This is a genomic window from Methylobacterium sp. OAE515, from assembly GCF_041806315.1.
GTDB lineage: Bacteria > Pseudomonadota > Alphaproteobacteria > Rhizobiales > Beijerinckiaceae > Methylobacterium > Methylobacterium tardum.
Window position 1 is genome coordinate 4,254,471 of the sequence record NZ_JBGMUV010000001.1, and the last position, 15,537, is coordinate 4,270,007.

Annotated in this window: 11 protein-coding genes and 1 pseudogene; 8 read left to right on the forward strand and 4 right to left on the reverse strand. The window is 71.9% G+C overall.

Annotation, left to right across the window (positions count from 1 at the left end; all coding sequences use genetic code 11):
- Window position 1: 1 nt before the first annotated feature.
- A complete protein-coding gene (locus ABIE45_RS20750) occupies window positions 2–346 on the forward strand; it encodes an MliC family protein (RefSeq protein ID WP_192709160.1) in 345 nt (114 codons plus the stop codon).
- 115 nt (window positions 347–461) lie between these two features.
- Window positions 462–2,150 (forward strand): thiamine pyrophosphate-binding protein, encoded by a 1,689-nt coding sequence (locus ABIE45_RS20755; RefSeq protein ID WP_192709159.1) that lies wholly within the window; start codon window positions 462–464, stop codon window positions 2,148–2,150.
- Between the two features lie 9 nt (window positions 2,151–2,159).
- On the opposite strand, the gene ABIE45_RS20760 is transcribed toward ABIE45_RS20755, so the two are convergent.
- Window positions 2,160–3,503: an Nramp family divalent metal transporter gene (locus ABIE45_RS20760; RefSeq protein ID WP_192709158.1), complete on the reverse strand. Its 1,344-nt coding sequence runs from the start codon at window positions 3,501–3,503 to the stop codon at window positions 2,160–2,162.
- A gap of 168 nt (window positions 3,504–3,671) precedes the next feature.
- Here ABIE45_RS20760 and mntR point away from each other — a divergent pair, with 168 nt between their 5' ends.
- A complete protein-coding gene (mntR, locus tag ABIE45_RS20765) occupies window positions 3,672–4,133 on the forward strand; it encodes a manganese-binding transcriptional regulator MntR (RefSeq protein WP_192709157.1) in 462 nt (153 codons plus the stop codon).
- Between the two features lie 66 nt (window positions 4,134–4,199).
- On the opposite strand, the gene ABIE45_RS20770 is transcribed toward mntR, so the two are convergent.
- A complete protein-coding gene (locus ABIE45_RS20770; protein WP_192709156.1) occupies window positions 4,200–5,384 on the reverse strand; it encodes a putative zinc-binding peptidase in 1,185 nt (394 codons plus the stop codon).
- Between the two features lie 302 nt (window positions 5,385–5,686).
- On the opposite strand from ABIE45_RS20770, the gene ABIE45_RS20775 reads away from it, so the two are divergent.
- From ABIE45_RS20775 to ABIE45_RS20795, 5 genes and pseudogenes are all read left to right on the forward strand, one after another.
- Window positions 5,687–8,965 (forward strand): transglutaminase family protein, encoded by a 3,279-nt coding sequence (locus ABIE45_RS20775; protein WP_192709155.1) that lies wholly within the window; start codon window positions 5,687–5,689, stop codon window positions 8,963–8,965.
- Window positions 8,966–8,978: 13 nt separating this feature from the next.
- Window positions 8,979–11,516, forward strand: coding sequence for a circularly permuted type 2 ATP-grasp protein (locus ABIE45_RS20780; protein ID WP_192709316.1), 2,538 nt, complete (start codon window positions 8,979–8,981; stop codon window positions 11,514–11,516).
- A pseudogene (locus ABIE45_RS20785) lies at window positions 11,513–12,414 on the forward strand (transglutaminase N-terminal domain-containing protein). The gene ABIE45_RS20780 and the pseudogene ABIE45_RS20785 overlap by 4 nt, the downstream one beginning before the upstream one ends.
- 112 nt (window positions 12,415–12,526) lie before the next feature.
- Window positions 12,527–12,751: an antitoxin MazE family protein gene (locus tag ABIE45_RS20790; RefSeq protein ID WP_192709153.1), complete on the forward strand. Its 225-nt coding sequence runs from the start codon at window positions 12,527–12,529 to the stop codon at window positions 12,749–12,751.
- The gene (locus ABIE45_RS20795; protein ID WP_192709152.1) at window positions 12,748–13,071 is read left to right on the forward strand and encodes a type II toxin-antitoxin system PemK/MazF family toxin; all 324 of its coding nucleotides are present in this window, start codon (window positions 12,748–12,750) and stop codon (window positions 13,069–13,071) included. The genes ABIE45_RS20790 and ABIE45_RS20795 overlap by 4 nt, the downstream gene beginning before the upstream one ends.
- A gap of 22 nt (window positions 13,072–13,093) precedes the next feature.
- Here ABIE45_RS20795 and ABIE45_RS20800 read toward each other — a convergent pair whose 3' ends face one another.
- On the reverse strand, window positions 13,094–13,705 hold the full coding sequence (locus ABIE45_RS20800; protein WP_192709151.1) for a pyridoxamine 5'-phosphate oxidase family protein: 612 nt from the start codon (window positions 13,703–13,705) through the stop codon (window positions 13,094–13,096).
- Window positions 13,706–13,712: 7 nt separating this feature from the next.
- Window positions 13,713–15,416 (reverse strand): lysine--tRNA ligase, encoded by a 1,704-nt coding sequence (locus tag ABIE45_RS20805; protein WP_192709150.1) that lies wholly within the window; start codon window positions 15,414–15,416, stop codon window positions 13,713–13,715.
- Window positions 15,417–15,537: the final 121 nt, after the last annotated feature.

Genomic DNA, 15,537 nt, shown 5'->3' on the forward strand with positions numbered 1-15,537 from the left:
GGTGAGTTCCTTGCTCGCACGGGGTGGTATGGCCGTCTTTCTCGTCGCGGGACTCGCCGTCCCGGCGGCACAGGCGGGTGCCGCAGCCCCTGCCCTTCGCCGGGTCGCCTTCGCGTGCCCCGGCGGGCAGGTCCTTGTGGTCGCGTTCGACACCGCCGATCCGAGCGCGCCGGCCGTCGTCGACCCGCCCGGCGGGCCGGCGCTGACCTTGCCCGTCCTGCCGCACGCGGATGGGATCCGGTATGGGGATGCCGACCACGAATTGCGCGGCCGGGGACGCGCGGTGACCTGGACGGAGGCGGGCAAGCCCCCTGTCGCCTGCACGGAAGCCCAGCCCGGCCGGTGAGCCGGATCGCTCGACCCGATCGTCTCGGGGCCGCAGCCGGCGGGGGCGCCGGCATTGCCCCGGTCCGCCCATGGTTTAGCCTCCCCGGCTGATTCCGCCGGAGGGACCTGAGGCGATGCCGATCGAGACCGTGGAGACCGCCGGCCGCCGCCGGGGCGCCGACCTCCTGGTGGAGGTGCTGCGCTCGGAAGGGGTACGCTACATCTTCGGCAATCCCGGCACCACCGAATTGCCGCTCATCGACGCGCTCACCGAGGCGCCCGACATCGCCTACATCCTCGCCCTGCAGGAGGCGACCGCGGTCGCCATGGCGGATGGCTACGCGCAGGGCGCGCGGCGCCCCGCCTTCCTCAACCTGCACACGGCGGGCGGCCTCGGCCACGCCATGGGCGGGCTGGTGAATTCCCAGGTCTCCGGCACGCCGCTGGTGGTCACCGCCGGGCAGCAGGATCTCCGCCACGCGCTCACCGACCCGCTGCTGATGGGCGACCTCGTCGCCATCGCCGACCCGGTGATGAAGTGGGCCCGGGAGGTGACCAGCCCGGACCAGATCCCGATCCTGCTGCGCCGCGCCTTCCACGATGCGGGGGCCGCCCCCTCCGGCCCGGTCTTCTTGTCCCTGCCCATGGACGTGATGGAGGCGATGAGCGCGGTCCCGGCCGGCGAGACCTCGACTATCGACCAGCGGGCGGTGGCGGGCTCCCTCGACCGGCTGGCCGAGAAGCTCGCCGTGATCGCGCCGGGGCGCCTCGCCCTGATCGCCGGCGACGAGATCGACGCTTCGGACGCGTCCGCGCAGATGGTGGCGCTGGCCGACCTGCTGGCGGCGCCGGTCTACGGCTCGTCCTGGCCGGCCCACATCCCCTTCCCCACCGCGCATCCCCTCTGGGCCGGCAACCTGCCGACCCGGGCCGACGCCATTGCCGACATCCTCGGACGCTACGACGCGGTGTTCGCGCTGGGCGGCAAGTCGCTGATCACCGTGCTCTACTCGGAAGTCTCGGCGGTGCCGCCGGGGGTGCAGGTCTTTCAACTCTCGGCCGACGTGCGCGATCTCGGGCGCACCTACGCCACTTCCCTGTCGACGGTGGGCGATATCCGCGCCTCGCTGGACGCCCTGCTGCCGCTGCTCGGTCCCCGCCTCGCCGACCGGGCCGAGGATTTCGCGGACCTGCGCGCCAGAGCCGTGACCGCCCGGGTTGAGCGGCGGGCGACGCTCGCGGCCGCCGCGGATGCGGCCTTCGAGGATCCGGTGATCGCCCCGCTGGTCGCCGCCCGGGAGGTGGCCCGCGCGGTCGGGGCCGAGACCACCATCGTGGACGAGGCACCCGCGACGCTCACCCACCTGCGCACCTTCCTCGACAGCCCCTCGGCGCACCAGTACGCGGCGATGCGCGGCGGCGTGCTGGGCTGGGGCATGCCCGCCGCGGTGGGGTTTTCGCTGGGCCTCGACCGCGCGCCCGTGGTCTGCGTCGTGGGCGACGGCGCCGCGATGTACTCGCCGCAGGCCCTCTGGACGGCCGCGCACGAAAAGCTGCCGGTCACCTTCGTGGTGATCAACAACGCCGAGTACAACATCCTCAAGACCTTCATGAAGGGCCAGGCGCACTACGCCTCGGTGCGCGCCAACCGCTTCATCGCCATGGACCTCACCGATCCGCGGATCGATTTCCCGGCGCTCGCCGCCTCGATGGGCGTACCGGCCCGCCGGGTGACCCGGGCCGCCGACATCGCCCCGGCGATCGAGGCCGGGATCCGGTCGGGCGGCGCCAACCTCGTGGAGGTGGTGGTGCGGGCGACGTGAGGGGAGCGGTCACTCCAGCCCCGGCACCGGCACCCCGAAGGCCGCCGCCAGCAGCACCATGTTGAGGCCGAGCACCACCGCCGCCCCGGCCAGGGCGGCCGCCTGGGTGAGCGGTCCGTTGGCGAAGGGACCCATCACGCTCCGGCGGCGGGTGAACACCACCAGGGCCACCATCGGCACCGGCAGGGCCAGCGACAGAACCACCTGCGACAGGACCAGGGCCTGCGTCGGGTTGACCCCGATCGCCACCACCACGAAGGCCGGCAGCATGGTCACGAGCCGGCGGACGAGGAGCGGGATCCGCCAGCCGGTGAAGCCCTGCATCACCAACTGCCCGGCCAGCGTGCCGACCACCGAGGAGGAGATGCCGGACGCGAGCAGCGACACCAGGAAGGCCGCCCCCGCGGCGGGCCCGAGCAGCGGCGTCAGGGTGCGGTAGGCCTCGCCGATCTCGGCGACCTCGCTGTGGCCGACATGGAAGGCCGCCGCCGCCATGATCACCATCGCCATGTTGACGAGGCCCGCGAGCAGCAGAGCCACCACGACCTCGCGGTTCGAGTAGCGCACCAGCAGGCGCCGGTCGGCCTCGGTGCGGGGGTTGCCCCGGCCCTGGGTCAGGCCCGAATGCAGGAACAGCGCGTGCGGCATCACGGTGGCGCCGATGATCCCGACCGCGATGGTCAGCGCCTGCGCGTCGGGAATCCTCGGTGTGACGAGCCCTTTGGCGGCCGCGCCCCAGGCCACCGGCGCGACCAGGAGCTCGACCGCGTAGCAGAGGCCGATCGTGCCGACCATCGCGCCGATGGCGATCTCCAGCGGCCTGAAACCCTCGTGCTCCAGGAGCAGGATCGCGTAGGTGACCACCGCGGTGATCGCCATGCCGGCCATCAGCGGCATGCCGGTGAGCAGCGACAGGCCGATGGCGCCGCCCAAGAACTCCGCGAGGTCGGTGGCCATGGCGGCGACCTCGCTGATGCCCCAGAGCGCGAGGCGCACCGGGCGCGTCGTCGCGTCCCGGCAATGCTCGGCGAGATTCTTGCCCGTCACGATGCCGAGCTTGGCCGAGAGCGCCTGGAACAGCATCGCCGTCAGATTGGCGAGCAGAACCACCCAGAGCAGGCCGTAGCCGTAGCGGGCCCCGGCCTGGATGTTGGTGGCGAAGTTGCCGGGGTCCATGTAGGCGATCGACGCCGTCACGGCGGGGCCGGCGAACAGCAGGAACCGGGCCCGGCCGCCGGGGCGGCCGTCGAGGACGTCCCGGATGGCGCCCTCGGTGCGCCGGCTCATCGCCCCGCGGGCGGCTCCTTCGGGCGCCGGACCACCGGAGGCCGTCGCGGCGTTCGGCGCCACCATGCTCACCCTCTCCTCAAAAATATAGCGTGAGCTATACTCGGGGCTGTCGCCGCCGGATGCAAGAGGTCTCCGTGCGGGTCTGTGCGAGTCTGACGGGACTCCCCTGCCGGTACCGGTGTTTGCTAGACAGGGCCGGGGCGGCGCATGCGAGCCGAGAGGGGGAAGCCGATGCAGGAACCGTCCGACCCGGGCTCGCCCGAGACCGTGCTGGTCGATCCGGAGCGGCACGTGGAGAGTTTCCGCCAGGCCCGCGAGGCACGGCGCTCGGAACTCGTGGAGGATTACGTCGAGCTGATCGACGACCTGATCGGCGACGGCGGCGAGGCGCGCCAGGTGGACATCGCCGCCCGTCTCGGCGTGGCCCAGCCGACCGTCGCCAAGATGCTGAAGCGCCTGTGCGAGGAGGGGTTCGTCCAGCAGCGGCCCTATCGCGGCGTGTTCCTGACCGAGGCCGGCCGCCGGCTGGCCGCCCAGGCCCGGGAGCGCCACCGCATCGTCGAGCGCTTCCTGCGCGCGCTGGGGGTGAGCCCCGAGACGGCCCGCCGGGACGCCGAAGGGATCGAGCACCACGTCAGCGCCGAGACGCTCGAGGCGTTCCGCGCCTTCGCGGAGCGGCGCGGGGGGACGTGAGGCGCCGCTCCGACCGCCGACCGGATTACCTCGCTGCGCGTGCAAGGACGGCGTGCCGTCCTACCCTCACACCGTCGGCGCCGCCACCTTCTGGCGCAGGCCCATGATCACCGCCCGGAGCATCTCGGCCCCGGCCTCGCCGGCATCCGGCAGGGTGCCGGTGCGCGAGGCGTAGATCCGCTCGTGGACGAAGGCGAGCTTGGCGATCACCGTGGGCGTCAGCTTGAACGGGTAGAGCGCCGGCTGACCCATGCTGTGGGACAGCGAGTTGATCGCGTAGGTCAGCGGCAGCCACGCGGCGATCAGCCGGTCGAGATCCAGCGTGTTGTAGGGATCGAAGTCGATCACCGTCGGCGCCGCCTGCCCATGGCGCAGGCGCGGACGGACGTGCAGCTCGAAGGTCGAGGCGGTCTCCACCGTATCGACGATGTGCAGGTAATGCGCGAAGGTCTCGGCGAAGTCCTCCCAGGGATGGGCGGTGGCGTAGGCCGAGACGTAGGATTCGTCCCAATCGGCCGGCGCGCCCTTCGCGTAATGGTCCTGCAGGGCCTGGACGTAGTTGAGGCGCTCGTCGCCGAACAGTGCCCGGAAGGGCTCCCAAGAGGGGCTGTTCAGCACCAGCAGGTACCAGAAGTAATGCCCGATCTCGTGCCGGAAATGGCCGAGCAGGGTGCGGTAATGCTCGCCGAACAGGATCCGGCGGCGCTCCCGCTCGACGTCGTCGGCCTCCGCGATGTTCATGGTGATCAGGCCGTTGATATGGCCCGTCAGAACCGGCGTCCCGCCGGAGAAGCTCTCGGAGGGGTCGACCAGGAAGTCGAAGGCCAGCCCGTCCGTGTACTGGGCGCGGGTGGCGAGCGGCAGCTCCAGGCGCAGCAGCGAGTAGAACAGCCGGTGCTTGGCCGCCTCGATCTGGCGCCAGCGGGTGAGGTTCCAGCTCTGCGACAGGTCCGGCACCACGCGGTTGTGGCGGCAGGCGGTGCAGTGGATGTCGGGGCTGTCCTCCGGAACCAGCCAGTTGCAGGCCGCCGAGACCGCGTTGTTGCACAGGCGGTAGCGCCGGCCGGGATCCGCGTAGGCGTGGAAGACCTGGGCGCCGCCCATCAGCGGATGGGCCGAGAGCCCCTGGGGTTCCAGGGCCGAGACCTCGTGGACCGTGCAGACGTAGCCCAGCGGCCGCGCGCAGCTCTCGCAGCCGGTCGCCTCGAAGGTGACCGGCTGGTCGCAGGCCTGGCACTGGAAGATCTTCATCGTGCGGTCCCGGGCCGGCCTCCGGCCCATCTGCCGGTCAAGCAGGGCCGGGCGGCAAAGTTCCTGCCAGCGGCTCGGACCGCCGGGCCCGCGTTCCGGATCCCCGATGTCGCCGGGCCTGGCGATGGCCTGGAACAATGCCGAGGTGTCAGGGCGTGCCGCCGCCCGCACGCATCCGTGCCCGCGCCGCCCGCCGCACGGAAATTGCTTGTGACGCCGTCTGTATCGCATAACCGCGCGGTGGGGTCCGGCGCCCGGGACCGGCATCGAGAACCGCGTTCGATCCTTTCGACGGAGCCATCGTGTCGATCAAAGCCGCCCTGCACCACGTCACGCATTACCGCTACGACCGGCCGATCAGCCTCGGCCCTCAGGTGATCCGCCTGCGCCCGGCCCCGCACGCGCGCACCAAGGTCCCGGCCTACGCGCTGAAGGTGACGCCCGCCAACCACTTCCTGAACTGGCAGCAGGATCCGAGCGGCAACTGGCTCGCCCGCATCGTCTTCCCGGAGAAGACCGACGAGTTGAAGATCGAGGTCGACCTCACCGCCGACATGGCGGTGATCAACCCGTTCGACTTCTTCGTGGAGGATTACGCGCAGGTCCGGCCCTTCGCGTACGATCCCGCCCTCGCCGAGGAGCTGGCCCCGTATCTCGCGCCCGTCGACGCGGATTGTCCCGAGATGGAGGCGCTGCTGGCCCAGCTCCCTGAGGAGCCCAGCACCGTCCAGTTCCTCGTGGCGCTCAACGGCCAGATCGCCCGCGAGACGGCCTACGGCGTCCGCATGGAGCCGGGCGTCCAGACGCCCGCCGAGACCCTGAGGCTCAAGAGCGGTTCCTGCCGCGACTCGGCGTGGCTGCTCGTGCAGGTGCTGCGCCGGATCGGGCTCGCCGCCCGATTCGTGTCCGGCTACCTGATCCAGCTCGTGCCCGACACGACCGCGGTCGACGGGCCGACCGGCGCCGCGGCGGACTTCACCGACCTGCACGCCTGGGCCGAGGTCTACCTGCCGGGCGCCGGCTGGGTCGGCATGGACGCGACCTCGGGCCTGCTCACCGGCGAGGGCCACATCCCGCTGGCCGCGACGCCGCACTACCATTCGGCCGCGCCGATCTCGGGGGCGATGGAGCCCGCCGAGACGACCTTCGACTTCGGAATGAGCATCACCCGCGTCGCCGAGACGCCGCGGATCACCAAACCGTTCTCGGAGGAAGTCTGGGCGTCGATGGACGCGCTGGGCGAGCGGGTCGATGCCGATCTGGCCACGCAGGATGTCCGCCTGACCATGGGTGGCGAGCCGACCTTCGTTTCGGTGGACGATTTCGAATCGCCCGAATGGAACATCGCCGCGGTCGGCCCGACCAAGCGCGGCCGCGCCGACCAGCTGATCCGGCGCCTGCGCGACCGGTTCGGGCCCGGCGGCCTGCTCCATTACGGCCAGGGCAAGTGGTACCCCGGCGAGAGCCTGCCCCGTTGGGCCTTCGCGCTCTACTGGCGCAAGGACGGCCAGCCGATCTGGCGGAACCCGGATCTGATCGCCCCGGAAGCCGCCCCCGGGGAGGCGGGCACGGCCACCATCGCGCAGGCCAAGGCGTTCGCCGACGCGCTGGCCCGCCGCCTCGGCCTCGCCGACTATGTCTTCCCGGCTTTCGAGGACGGCGAGCTCTGGGAGAAGAAGACCGCGGCGCTGCCGGTCAACGTCACGCCGGCCGACGCCAAGTCGGGCTCGGTGGAGTTCGATGCCCGGATCAAGCGGGTCTACGCGCGAGGCCTCGGGGAGGCCGCGGGCTACGTCCTGCCGCTGGCGAGCCTGCCCACCGGCAAGGACGGCGAGGCCGAAAGGGTCTGGATCTCGGAAAAGTGGGATTTCCGGCGCGGCGCCGCCTTCCTGGTGCCGGGCGATTCGCCCGTGGGCTTCCGCCTGCCCCTGTCGTCGCTGCCCTACGTGCCGCCGGAGCACTATCCCTACTACCAGCCGCAGGACCCTCTGGAGCCGCGCCCGCCCCTCCCCGACGGCCATCCCGGCGCGTCTGTGGTCAACGGTTCCGGCATCACCGGCGTCGCAGTGCGCACGGCCCTGTCGATCGAGCCCCGCGACGGGGTGGTGCGGGTGTTCATGCCGCCGGTGCAGCGCGCCGACGAGTATCTCGAACTCGCCGGCCACCTCGAGGCCGCCGCCGCCGCGCTGAACCTGCCGATCCACCTCGAGGGCTACGAGCCGCCCTACGACCCGCGGATCGGCGTGATCAAGGTCACCCCCGATCCGGGCGTGATCGAGGTGAACGTCCACCCGGCCGCCTCCTGGCGGGAGGCGGTCGCCATCACCACCGACCTCTACGCCGAGGCCCGCCAGACCCGGCTCGGCGCGGAGAAGTTCATGGTCGACGGGCGCCATACTGGCACCGGCGGCGGCAACCACGTGGTCATGGGCGGTGTGACGCCGGACGATTCCCCGTTCCTGCGCCGGCCCGACCTGCTGAAGAGCCTCGTTCTGTACTGGCAGCGCCACCCGGCGCTCTCGTACCTGTTCTCGGGCCTCTATATCGGGCCCACGAGCCAGGCGCCGCGCATGGACGAGGCCCGCCACGACGGGCTCTACGAGCTGGAGATCGCGCTCGCCCAGGTGCCGGCCCCGGACGCGCCCAACATCCCGCGCTGGCTCGTCGACCGGATCTTCCGCAACATCCTGGTCGACGTCACCGGCAACACCCACCGGGCCGAGATCTGCATCGACAAGCTGTACTCACCGGACGGACCGACCGGGCGCCTCGGCCTCTTGGAATTCCGCGCCTTCGAGATGCCGCCGGACGCGCGGATGAGCCTCGCCCAGCAATTGCTGCTCCGCGCCCTCGTGGCCTGGCTGTGGCGCGAGCCGCAGACCGGAAGTTGTGTCCGCTGGGGCACGAACCTCCACGATCGGTTCATGCTGCCGCATTTCCTCTGGTCCGACTTCCTCTCGGTGCTGGAGGATCTGCGGGCGGCGGGGTACGCTTTCGATCCGGTCGCCTTCGAGGCGCAGGCGCTGTTCCGCTTCCCCGTCTTCGGCACGGTCGAGCAGGGCGGGGTCCGGATGGAGCTGCGCCAGGCGCTGGAGCCCTGGCACGTGATGGGCGAGGAAGGGACCAGCGGGGGCACCGTGCGCTTCGTCGACAGCTCGGTCGAGCGGCTGCAGGTCAAGGTCGAGGGCTTCGTGTCCGAGCGGCATGTCATCGCCTGCAACGGCCGACGCCTGCCCATGACCTCCACCGGCCGCGGCGGCGAGGCCGTGGCGGGGCTGCGCTTCAAGGCGTGGCAGCCGGCCTCCTCGCTGCACCCGACCATTCCGGCCCACTCGCCGCTGACCTTCGACATCCTCGATGCCTGGAGCGGGCGCTCCCTCGGCGGCTGCCGCTATCACGTCGCCCATCCGGGCGGCCGCAACTACGAGACCCATCCGGTCAATGCCTACGAGGCGGAGGGGCGCCGGCTCGCCCGGTTCCAGCCGCACGGCCACACGCCGGGCCGGCTCGAGATGCCCCGTCCGGAATCGAGCGCGGAGTTCCCGCTGACCCTCGACCTGCGGACGCCGGTCCCGCAATGACCGGGGTGCCATGATGCAGGCGGCGCTCGCGGACAGCACTGCCCGGGCCGAGCCGGTCGAGACCCAGCGGGCGCGCGTCGCCCGCTGGGTCGCGGGCTATCGCCCCGCGCCCGGTCGGCCAGACGAGTTCCTGGGTCCCGACGGCCAGCCCCGCGGGGCGTGGCCGCGCCTGCTCGACCATCTCGGCGGCCTCACCGAGCCGGAGATCATGGCCCGCTTCGTCGCGGCGGAGCGGCATATCCGGGACGCGGGCATCTCGTTCCGCATCGCCGGCGATCAGCGCGAGCATCCCTGGCCGCTCGGCTGCCTGCCCCTGGTGATCGAGGGGGCGGAGTGGGCGGCGCTCAGCGCCGGGATCGTCCAGCGCGCGGAACTGATGGAGGCGATCCTCGCCGACACCTACGGCGAGGGCCGGCTGGTCCAGGAGGGTCTGCTGCCCGCCGCGATCGTGGCCGGCACGCCCGAGTTCCTGCACCCGCTCCAGGGCGTCACGCCCCCCGGCGGCCATTACCTGAAGCTCTACGCCGCCGATCTCGGCCGGGGTCCGGACGGGCGCTGGCAGGTGCTGGCCGACCGGACGCAGGCGCCCTCGGGCCTCGGCTGGGCGCTGGAGAACCGCATGGTCCTGGCCCGGACCTTCCCGGATTTCTTCCAAGACCTCCATGTCGAGCGCCTGCCGGCCTTCTTCCAGGCGTTCCGCGACGGGCTGGCGCTGGGCGCCGAGCGGTCCGACCCGCGGATCTGCTTGCTGACCTCCGGCCCCTACAGCAGCACCTATGTCGAGCAGGCGGCGCTCGCCCGCTATCTCGGCCTGATGCTGGTGGAGGGCGACGACCTCGTCATGCAGGACGGGCGCCTGCACGTGCGCACCGTCTCCGGCCTGAAGCGCGCCGACGCCCTGTGGCGGCGGATCGACGCCGACTTCCTCGACCCGCTGGAGCTGAACCCGGCCTCGCGGCTCGGCGTGCCCGGCATCCTCGACGCCCTGCGCAATGGCTCCCTGGTGATGGCCAACATGCCGGGCTCGGGGCTCGTCGAGTCGGCCGCGCTCGCGCCCTATCTCGACGGCATCGCCCGCCGGGTGCTGGGCGAACCCCTGCGGCTCGGCCATCCGCGCACGTGGTGGTGCGGCGATCTCGAGGGCCTGGCACACGCGCGGGCCAACCTCGACAGCCTGACCCTGCGCCCGGCCGCCACGCCCCAGCGCGGGGCGGGGCGCGACGCGATCCTGGCGGGCCCGGTCCTGGCGGCCGAGCGGGAGCGGGTCGTGGCGGCCCTGCGCGACCGGCCCTTCGACTACGTCGCCCAGGAGGCGGCGCCGCTCTCGACCATGCCGGGCTGGGAGCGCGGCCCGGACGGCCTCGCCCTGGTGCCCCGCCCGTTCGTGGTCCGGGTCTTCGCCACCCGGACGCCGCTCGGCTGGCAGGTCATGCCGGGCGGCTTCTGCCGGGTCTCGGAGCGCGAGGACGTCGATCCGATCGAGCTGCGGCTCGGCATCCGCTCGGCCGATGTCTGGGTCTTGTCGGAGAAGCCCGTCGCCGCGCCCCTGATCGGCGCGCAGGCGGCCCCGCGGGTGCGGCGGGTCGGCGGCCACCTGCCGTCCCGGGCGGCGGACGGCCTGTTCTGGTTCGGCCGCTATCTCGAACGCGCCGAGGCGGTGATCCGGCTCGTCCTCGCCCATCTGCGCAGCGTCGGCGACGCGGTCGGGGCCGATATCTCGGGCGCCCTCGACACCCCGGCGGCCCTGGCGCTCCGCGCCCTGCTGCACGAGTGGGGCAGCATCGGCGCGGCCGGCCTGCCCACCGCCCGCCTCGCCCAGGAGGCGCTGGCCGGGCACGACCGGCCGGGCTCGGCCCGCGCCCATATCGTCTCGGCCCGCCGCAACGCCGCAGCCCTGCGCGCGCGCCTGTCCGGCGAGGCCTGGCGGGTGCTCGCAGACCTGAACGAGTTCCTGTCCCTCAACGATGAACGCACCTTCACCGAGTCGCAGCTCGCGGGTCGCGCCGAGCGGGCGCTGAGCCATCTCGCGGCCTTGTCCGGCCTGACCCACGAGAACATGAGCCGGGCGGAGGGCTGGCACTTCGTCGAGCTCGGCCGGCGGATCGAGCGGGCGATCAACACCTGCACCTTCGCGCTGGCCTTCGCCAACGACGAGGCGACCCCGGGCTGCCTCGGGGTGATGCTGTCGCTCTGCGATTCGCAGATCAGCTACGGACGGCGCTATCTGCAGGGCGCGGCTCTCGACCCGGTCCGCGACATGGTGCTGCTCGACCCCTACAATCCGCGCTCGATCGCCTTCCAGGCGGAGGCGATCACCCGCCACCTCGCTGACCTGCCGGCGCTGGCCGCCGATGGCCTCCCCGAGCCGCATTGCCGCCTCGCCGCCCGGATCCTGTCGGATCTGCGCAGCGGCGAGGCCGCCGATTTCGACGCCGTGCGCCTCACCGCGCTGGCGACCGACCTGGAGCGGCTCGCGGACGGGATCGCGGCCCGCTACTTCCCCACCGGGCCGAACGCGCTGCGCCCCGAGAAGCTGACGGGGCTGGCGTGATCTACACACTGCGCCACCGCACCACCTACCGCTACGGCAAGCCGGTGCACTTCGCCCGCTGCACCCTGCGGCTCAAGCCGCAGGATTGCGAGGGCCAGAGCGTGCTGGCGAGCGCCGTCACGATCGACCCGAGCCCCGCCCGCGCGGTGATGCGGCGCGACTATTTCGGCATCGACGCGGTGGCGGTCACGCTGGAGACGCCCCACACCACCTTCAGCGTCGAGGCGCTCTCCACCGTGCGGGTCGAGCGCCCCGCCCCGCCGCCGCCGGAAGCCGGGATGCCCTGGGAGCGGGTTCGCGACGCCGTGGTGGCCGGGCGGGACCTCGGCGGCCGCGCGCCGGTGCACTTCCTGTTCCCGAGCGGCCGGGTCCCGCTGCTCTCCGAGGTCACCGACTACGCGCGGCCGAGCTTCTCGCTTGGCCGCAGCGCCTACGGGGCGGCGCACGACCTGATGCTGCGCATCGGCCGGGATTTCCGCTTCGATGCCAAGGCCACCCATGTCTACACGCCGCTCGCCGAGAGTCCTTCGCGCTGCGGGCGGGGGTCTGCCAGGACTTCGCCCACGTGATGATCGCGGCCTTACGCGGCATGGGCCTGCCGGCGGCCTATGTCAGCGGCTATCTGCGGACCGTGCCGCCGCCGGGCCGCCCGCGCCTGCGCGGGGCGGATGCGAGCCACGCCTGGGTCGCGGTCTGGTGCGGCGACGGCTGGCTCGGCCTCGATCCCACCAACGCCGTGGCGGTGCGGGACGACCACATCGTGGTGGCCCGCGGCCGGGACTACGGCGACGTGGCGCCGATCGACGGCATCGTCAGCGGTTCGGGCAAGCAGCGCCTCAAGGTCGAGGTCGACGTGATCCCCGATACCGAGCTGCAGGATCTGGCGCTGGTGGGCTGAGGTCCGTCGGCCGCCGCGCTCGTGAGGACGACGGCGTCAGGGTCCTCACGTCGCCTTGACGCCCGGGGATCGGGCTTCCTATCTGTTACATGTAACTAACTCCGAGGCAGCGATGGTCACGCCGGTCGCCCAGAGAGTTCGGAAGCGTCGGGAGGCGTTGCGCGCCGCTGGGCTCCGGCCGGTGCAGATCTGGGTTCCGGACACGAGCCGGCCGGGCTTCGCCGACGAGTGCCGGCGCCAGTCGCTGCTCGTGGCGGAGGCCGATGCGACCGACCGTGAGCTGAACGCCTTCCTCGACGCCGCGCTCACCGATCTCGATGATCCGATTAAGCCGTGACGCGCGGCGATCTCGTCACCGTCGCCATGGCGGGCGATTTCGGCAGGCCGCGTCCGGCGCTGGTGATCCAGTCAGACGCCTTCGCGCAGACCGGCACGGTGACGGTCCTGCTGCTCTCGTCGACACTGGTGGACGCACCGCTGATCCGGCTGACCGTCCAGCCGACCCCTCGGAACGGCTTGAGCAAGCCGTCTCAAGTCCAGATCGACAAAGCCATGTCGGTCAGGCGTGAGAAGGTCGGACCGCCGATCGGCCGCCTCGATGACGCGACCCTGCTGGCGGTGACCCGCTCCCTCGCGCTGTTCCTCGGCCTCACATAGTGTCGGCGCCCGGCGCCCGCCCTCACCACATCGTCTTGGCCGCCCGCTCCGGCCATTCCGCGTCGTAACGCTGGCCGCCGACTTCGCCCGCGGTCAGGGCTGCCAGGATCGCGCCGGGGGTCGGCAGGCTCGCCGCGTCGACGCGGGCTTCCGGATCCCACAGCCTGGCCCGGATGATCGCCCGCGCGCACTGGAAGTAGATCTCCGCGACGGTGATCACGATCGCGGTGCGCGGCGCGTGACCCTCGACCTGGAACGTCGCGAGCAGGTCCGGATCCGCCGAGATCACCGCCCGCCCGTTCACCCGCAGCGTCGTGCCCGAGCCGGGGATCAGGAACAGCAGCGCGACGCGGGGATCGCGCACGATGTTGCGCAGCGAGTCGATCCGGTTGTTGCCGCGCCGGTCCGGCAGGATCAGCGTGCGCGGATCGGCGACCCGCACGAAGCCCGGCTGGTCTCCGCGGGGGCTGCAATCGAGGCCCTCCGGGCCGGCGGTCGCCAGCACCGCGAAGGGCGAGGCCGCAATCAGCGCCGCGTAGTCCGGCGTGATCGCGCCCGCCACCTTCACCGTGGAGGCGGGCGCCAGGGGCGCGTGGTAGATCGCCTCCAGCGCGGCGAGGCTGTCGACGATCATCGCGCGCTCACGCGACCGGAGCCTTGCCGGCCGCGAAGGCTTCGTGCTCCGCCACCAACGCCCCCGACAGGGAAGCGGCGATCAGGCCCCGGGTCTCGTCGACCCCGTAGAGAGCCACGAAGGAGCCGAACCGGGGTCCGCGCGCCTCGCCGAACAGCACGTTGTAGAGGCTCGTGAACCACGCCTGCGACACGCCGGGCCGCCCGTCCGGGCTCTTGGCCTTGCCGGACATGTCGGGGAAGTGGCGCCGGCCGACCTCGTAGACTGCGGCCTGCAGGGCCTCCGGATCGGTGGAGCCGGTGTGCTCCTTGAGGGTCTCCGAGAGATCCTCCAGGGCGGCCCGCTCCTCGGGCGTGGGCGCCCGGTAGGTCTTGGCCGGCCGCACGAAATCCGAAAAGTACTTCAGCGCGTGCCTGACCAGCCGGTCGAGGCCCGGATGGGACTCCGGCCCGGTCTGCGGCGCGTAGCGGCGGATGAAGCCCCACAGCACCGCCGGATCCTCGGTGTTCGCGACCGCCGCGAGGTTGAGCAGCATCGCGAAGGTCAGGCTGGCGCCCTCGACCCGCTCGGGCTCCGGCGGGTTGCCGGCGTGGAGGTGCCAGACCGGGTTGCCCAGCCGCAGCTTCGCGTCCTGGCCGGCATAGCGGTCGAGGAAGCCGATATACTCGTCGACGTGCCGGGGAATCACGTCGAAGAACAGGCGCTTGGCCTCGCGCGGCTTGTTGTACATGAACAGGGCGAGCGATTCCGGCGTGCCGTACGTGAGCCACGCGTCGATGGTCAGGCCGTTGCCCTTCGACTTCGAGATCTTCTGGCCCTTCTCGTCGAGGAACAGCTCGTAGTTGAAGCCCTCCGGCGGCTCGCCGCCGAGCGCCCGGGCGATCTTGGCCGAGAGCTTGACCGAGTCGATCAGGTCCTTGCCGGCCATCTCGTAATCGACGCCGAGCGCCACCCAGCGCATCGCCCAGTCGGGCTTCCACTGCAGCTTGGCGTGGCCGCCGGTCACCGGGGTCTCGTAGCGCTCGCCCGTGGCGGGATCGCGCCACACGATCGTGCCGCTCTCCGCCCTCACCTCATCGATCGGCACCTGCATCACGTGGCCGGTGACCGGGTGGAGCGGCAGGAACGGCGAGTAGCTCGCCGAGCGCTCCGCGCGCAGCGACGGCAGCATGATCTCCATCACGGAATCGTAGCGCTCCAGCACGCGCAGCAGCGTCGCGTCGAACACGCCCGCGCGGTAGCACTCGGTCGCCGAGCGGAACTCGTAAGCGAACCCGAAGGCGTCGAGGAAGCGGCGCAGCTCGGCGTTGTTGTGCGCCCCGAAGCTGTCATGGGTGCCGAACGGGTCCGGCACGCGGGTGAGCGGCTGGTTGAGATGGTCGGCCAGCATCTCCCGGTTCGGCACGTTGTCGGGCACCTTGCGCAGCCCGTCCATGTCGTCCGAGAAGGCGATCAGCCGGGTCGGCACCGCGTCGCGGGTGAGCACCCGGAAGGCGTGCCGCACCATGGAGGTGCGGGCGACCTCGCCGAACGTGCCGATATGCGGCAGGCCCGAGGGGCCGTAGCCGGTCTCGAACAGCACCTCTTTCTTGCCGGATTTCTCCAGCCGCGCCACGAGCTTGCGTGCCTCCTCGAAGGGCCAGGCGGCGGCGTTGGCGGCGGCCTCGATGATATCGGGATCGAGGATCAGGGCTGGCGGAGCGGCTGGCATGTCGTCGGGGATGATCTTCAGGGCTGAAAGCGAATGGGGAGCGCGCACCCTAGAGCGGTTCGCATCGGAGCGGAACGCCCGACGGTGCATTGTGGGGTTCCATCGCGGGCCCGCGCGTGAG

What these genes read in the sequence shown, in the direction of transcription:
- ABIE45_RS20770 (WP_192709156.1), bottom strand. Translation starts at nt 5,384, where the DNA reads ATGAAGATCTTCCAGTGCCAGGCCTGCGACCAGCCGGTCACCTTCGAG.
- ABIE45_RS20805 (WP_192709150.1), bottom strand. Translation starts at nt 15,416, where the DNA reads ATGCCAGCCGCTCCGCCAGCCCTGATCCTCGATCCCGATATCATCGAG.
- ABIE45_RS20760 (WP_192709158.1), bottom strand. Translation starts at nt 3,503, where the DNA reads ATGGTGGCGCCGAACGCCGCGACGGCCTCCGGTGGTCCGGCGCCCGAA.
- ABIE45_RS20780 (WP_192709316.1), top strand. Translation starts at nt 8,979, where the DNA reads ATGCAGGCGGCGCTCGCGGACAGCACTGCCCGGGCCGAGCCGGTCGAG.
- ABIE45_RS20800 (WP_192709151.1), bottom strand. Translation starts at nt 13,705, where the DNA reads ATGATCGTCGACAGCCTCGCCGCGCTGGAGGCGATCTACCACGCGCCC.
- ABIE45_RS20755 (WP_192709159.1), top strand. Translation starts at nt 462, where the DNA reads ATGCCGATCGAGACCGTGGAGACCGCCGGCCGCCGCCGGGGCGCCGAC.
- mntR (WP_192709157.1), top strand. Translation starts at nt 3,672, where the DNA reads ATGCAGGAACCGTCCGACCCGGGCTCGCCCGAGACCGTGCTGGTCGAT.
- ABIE45_RS20790 (WP_192709153.1), top strand. Translation starts at nt 12,527, where the DNA reads ATGGTCACGCCGGTCGCCCAGAGAGTTCGGAAGCGTCGGGAGGCGTTG.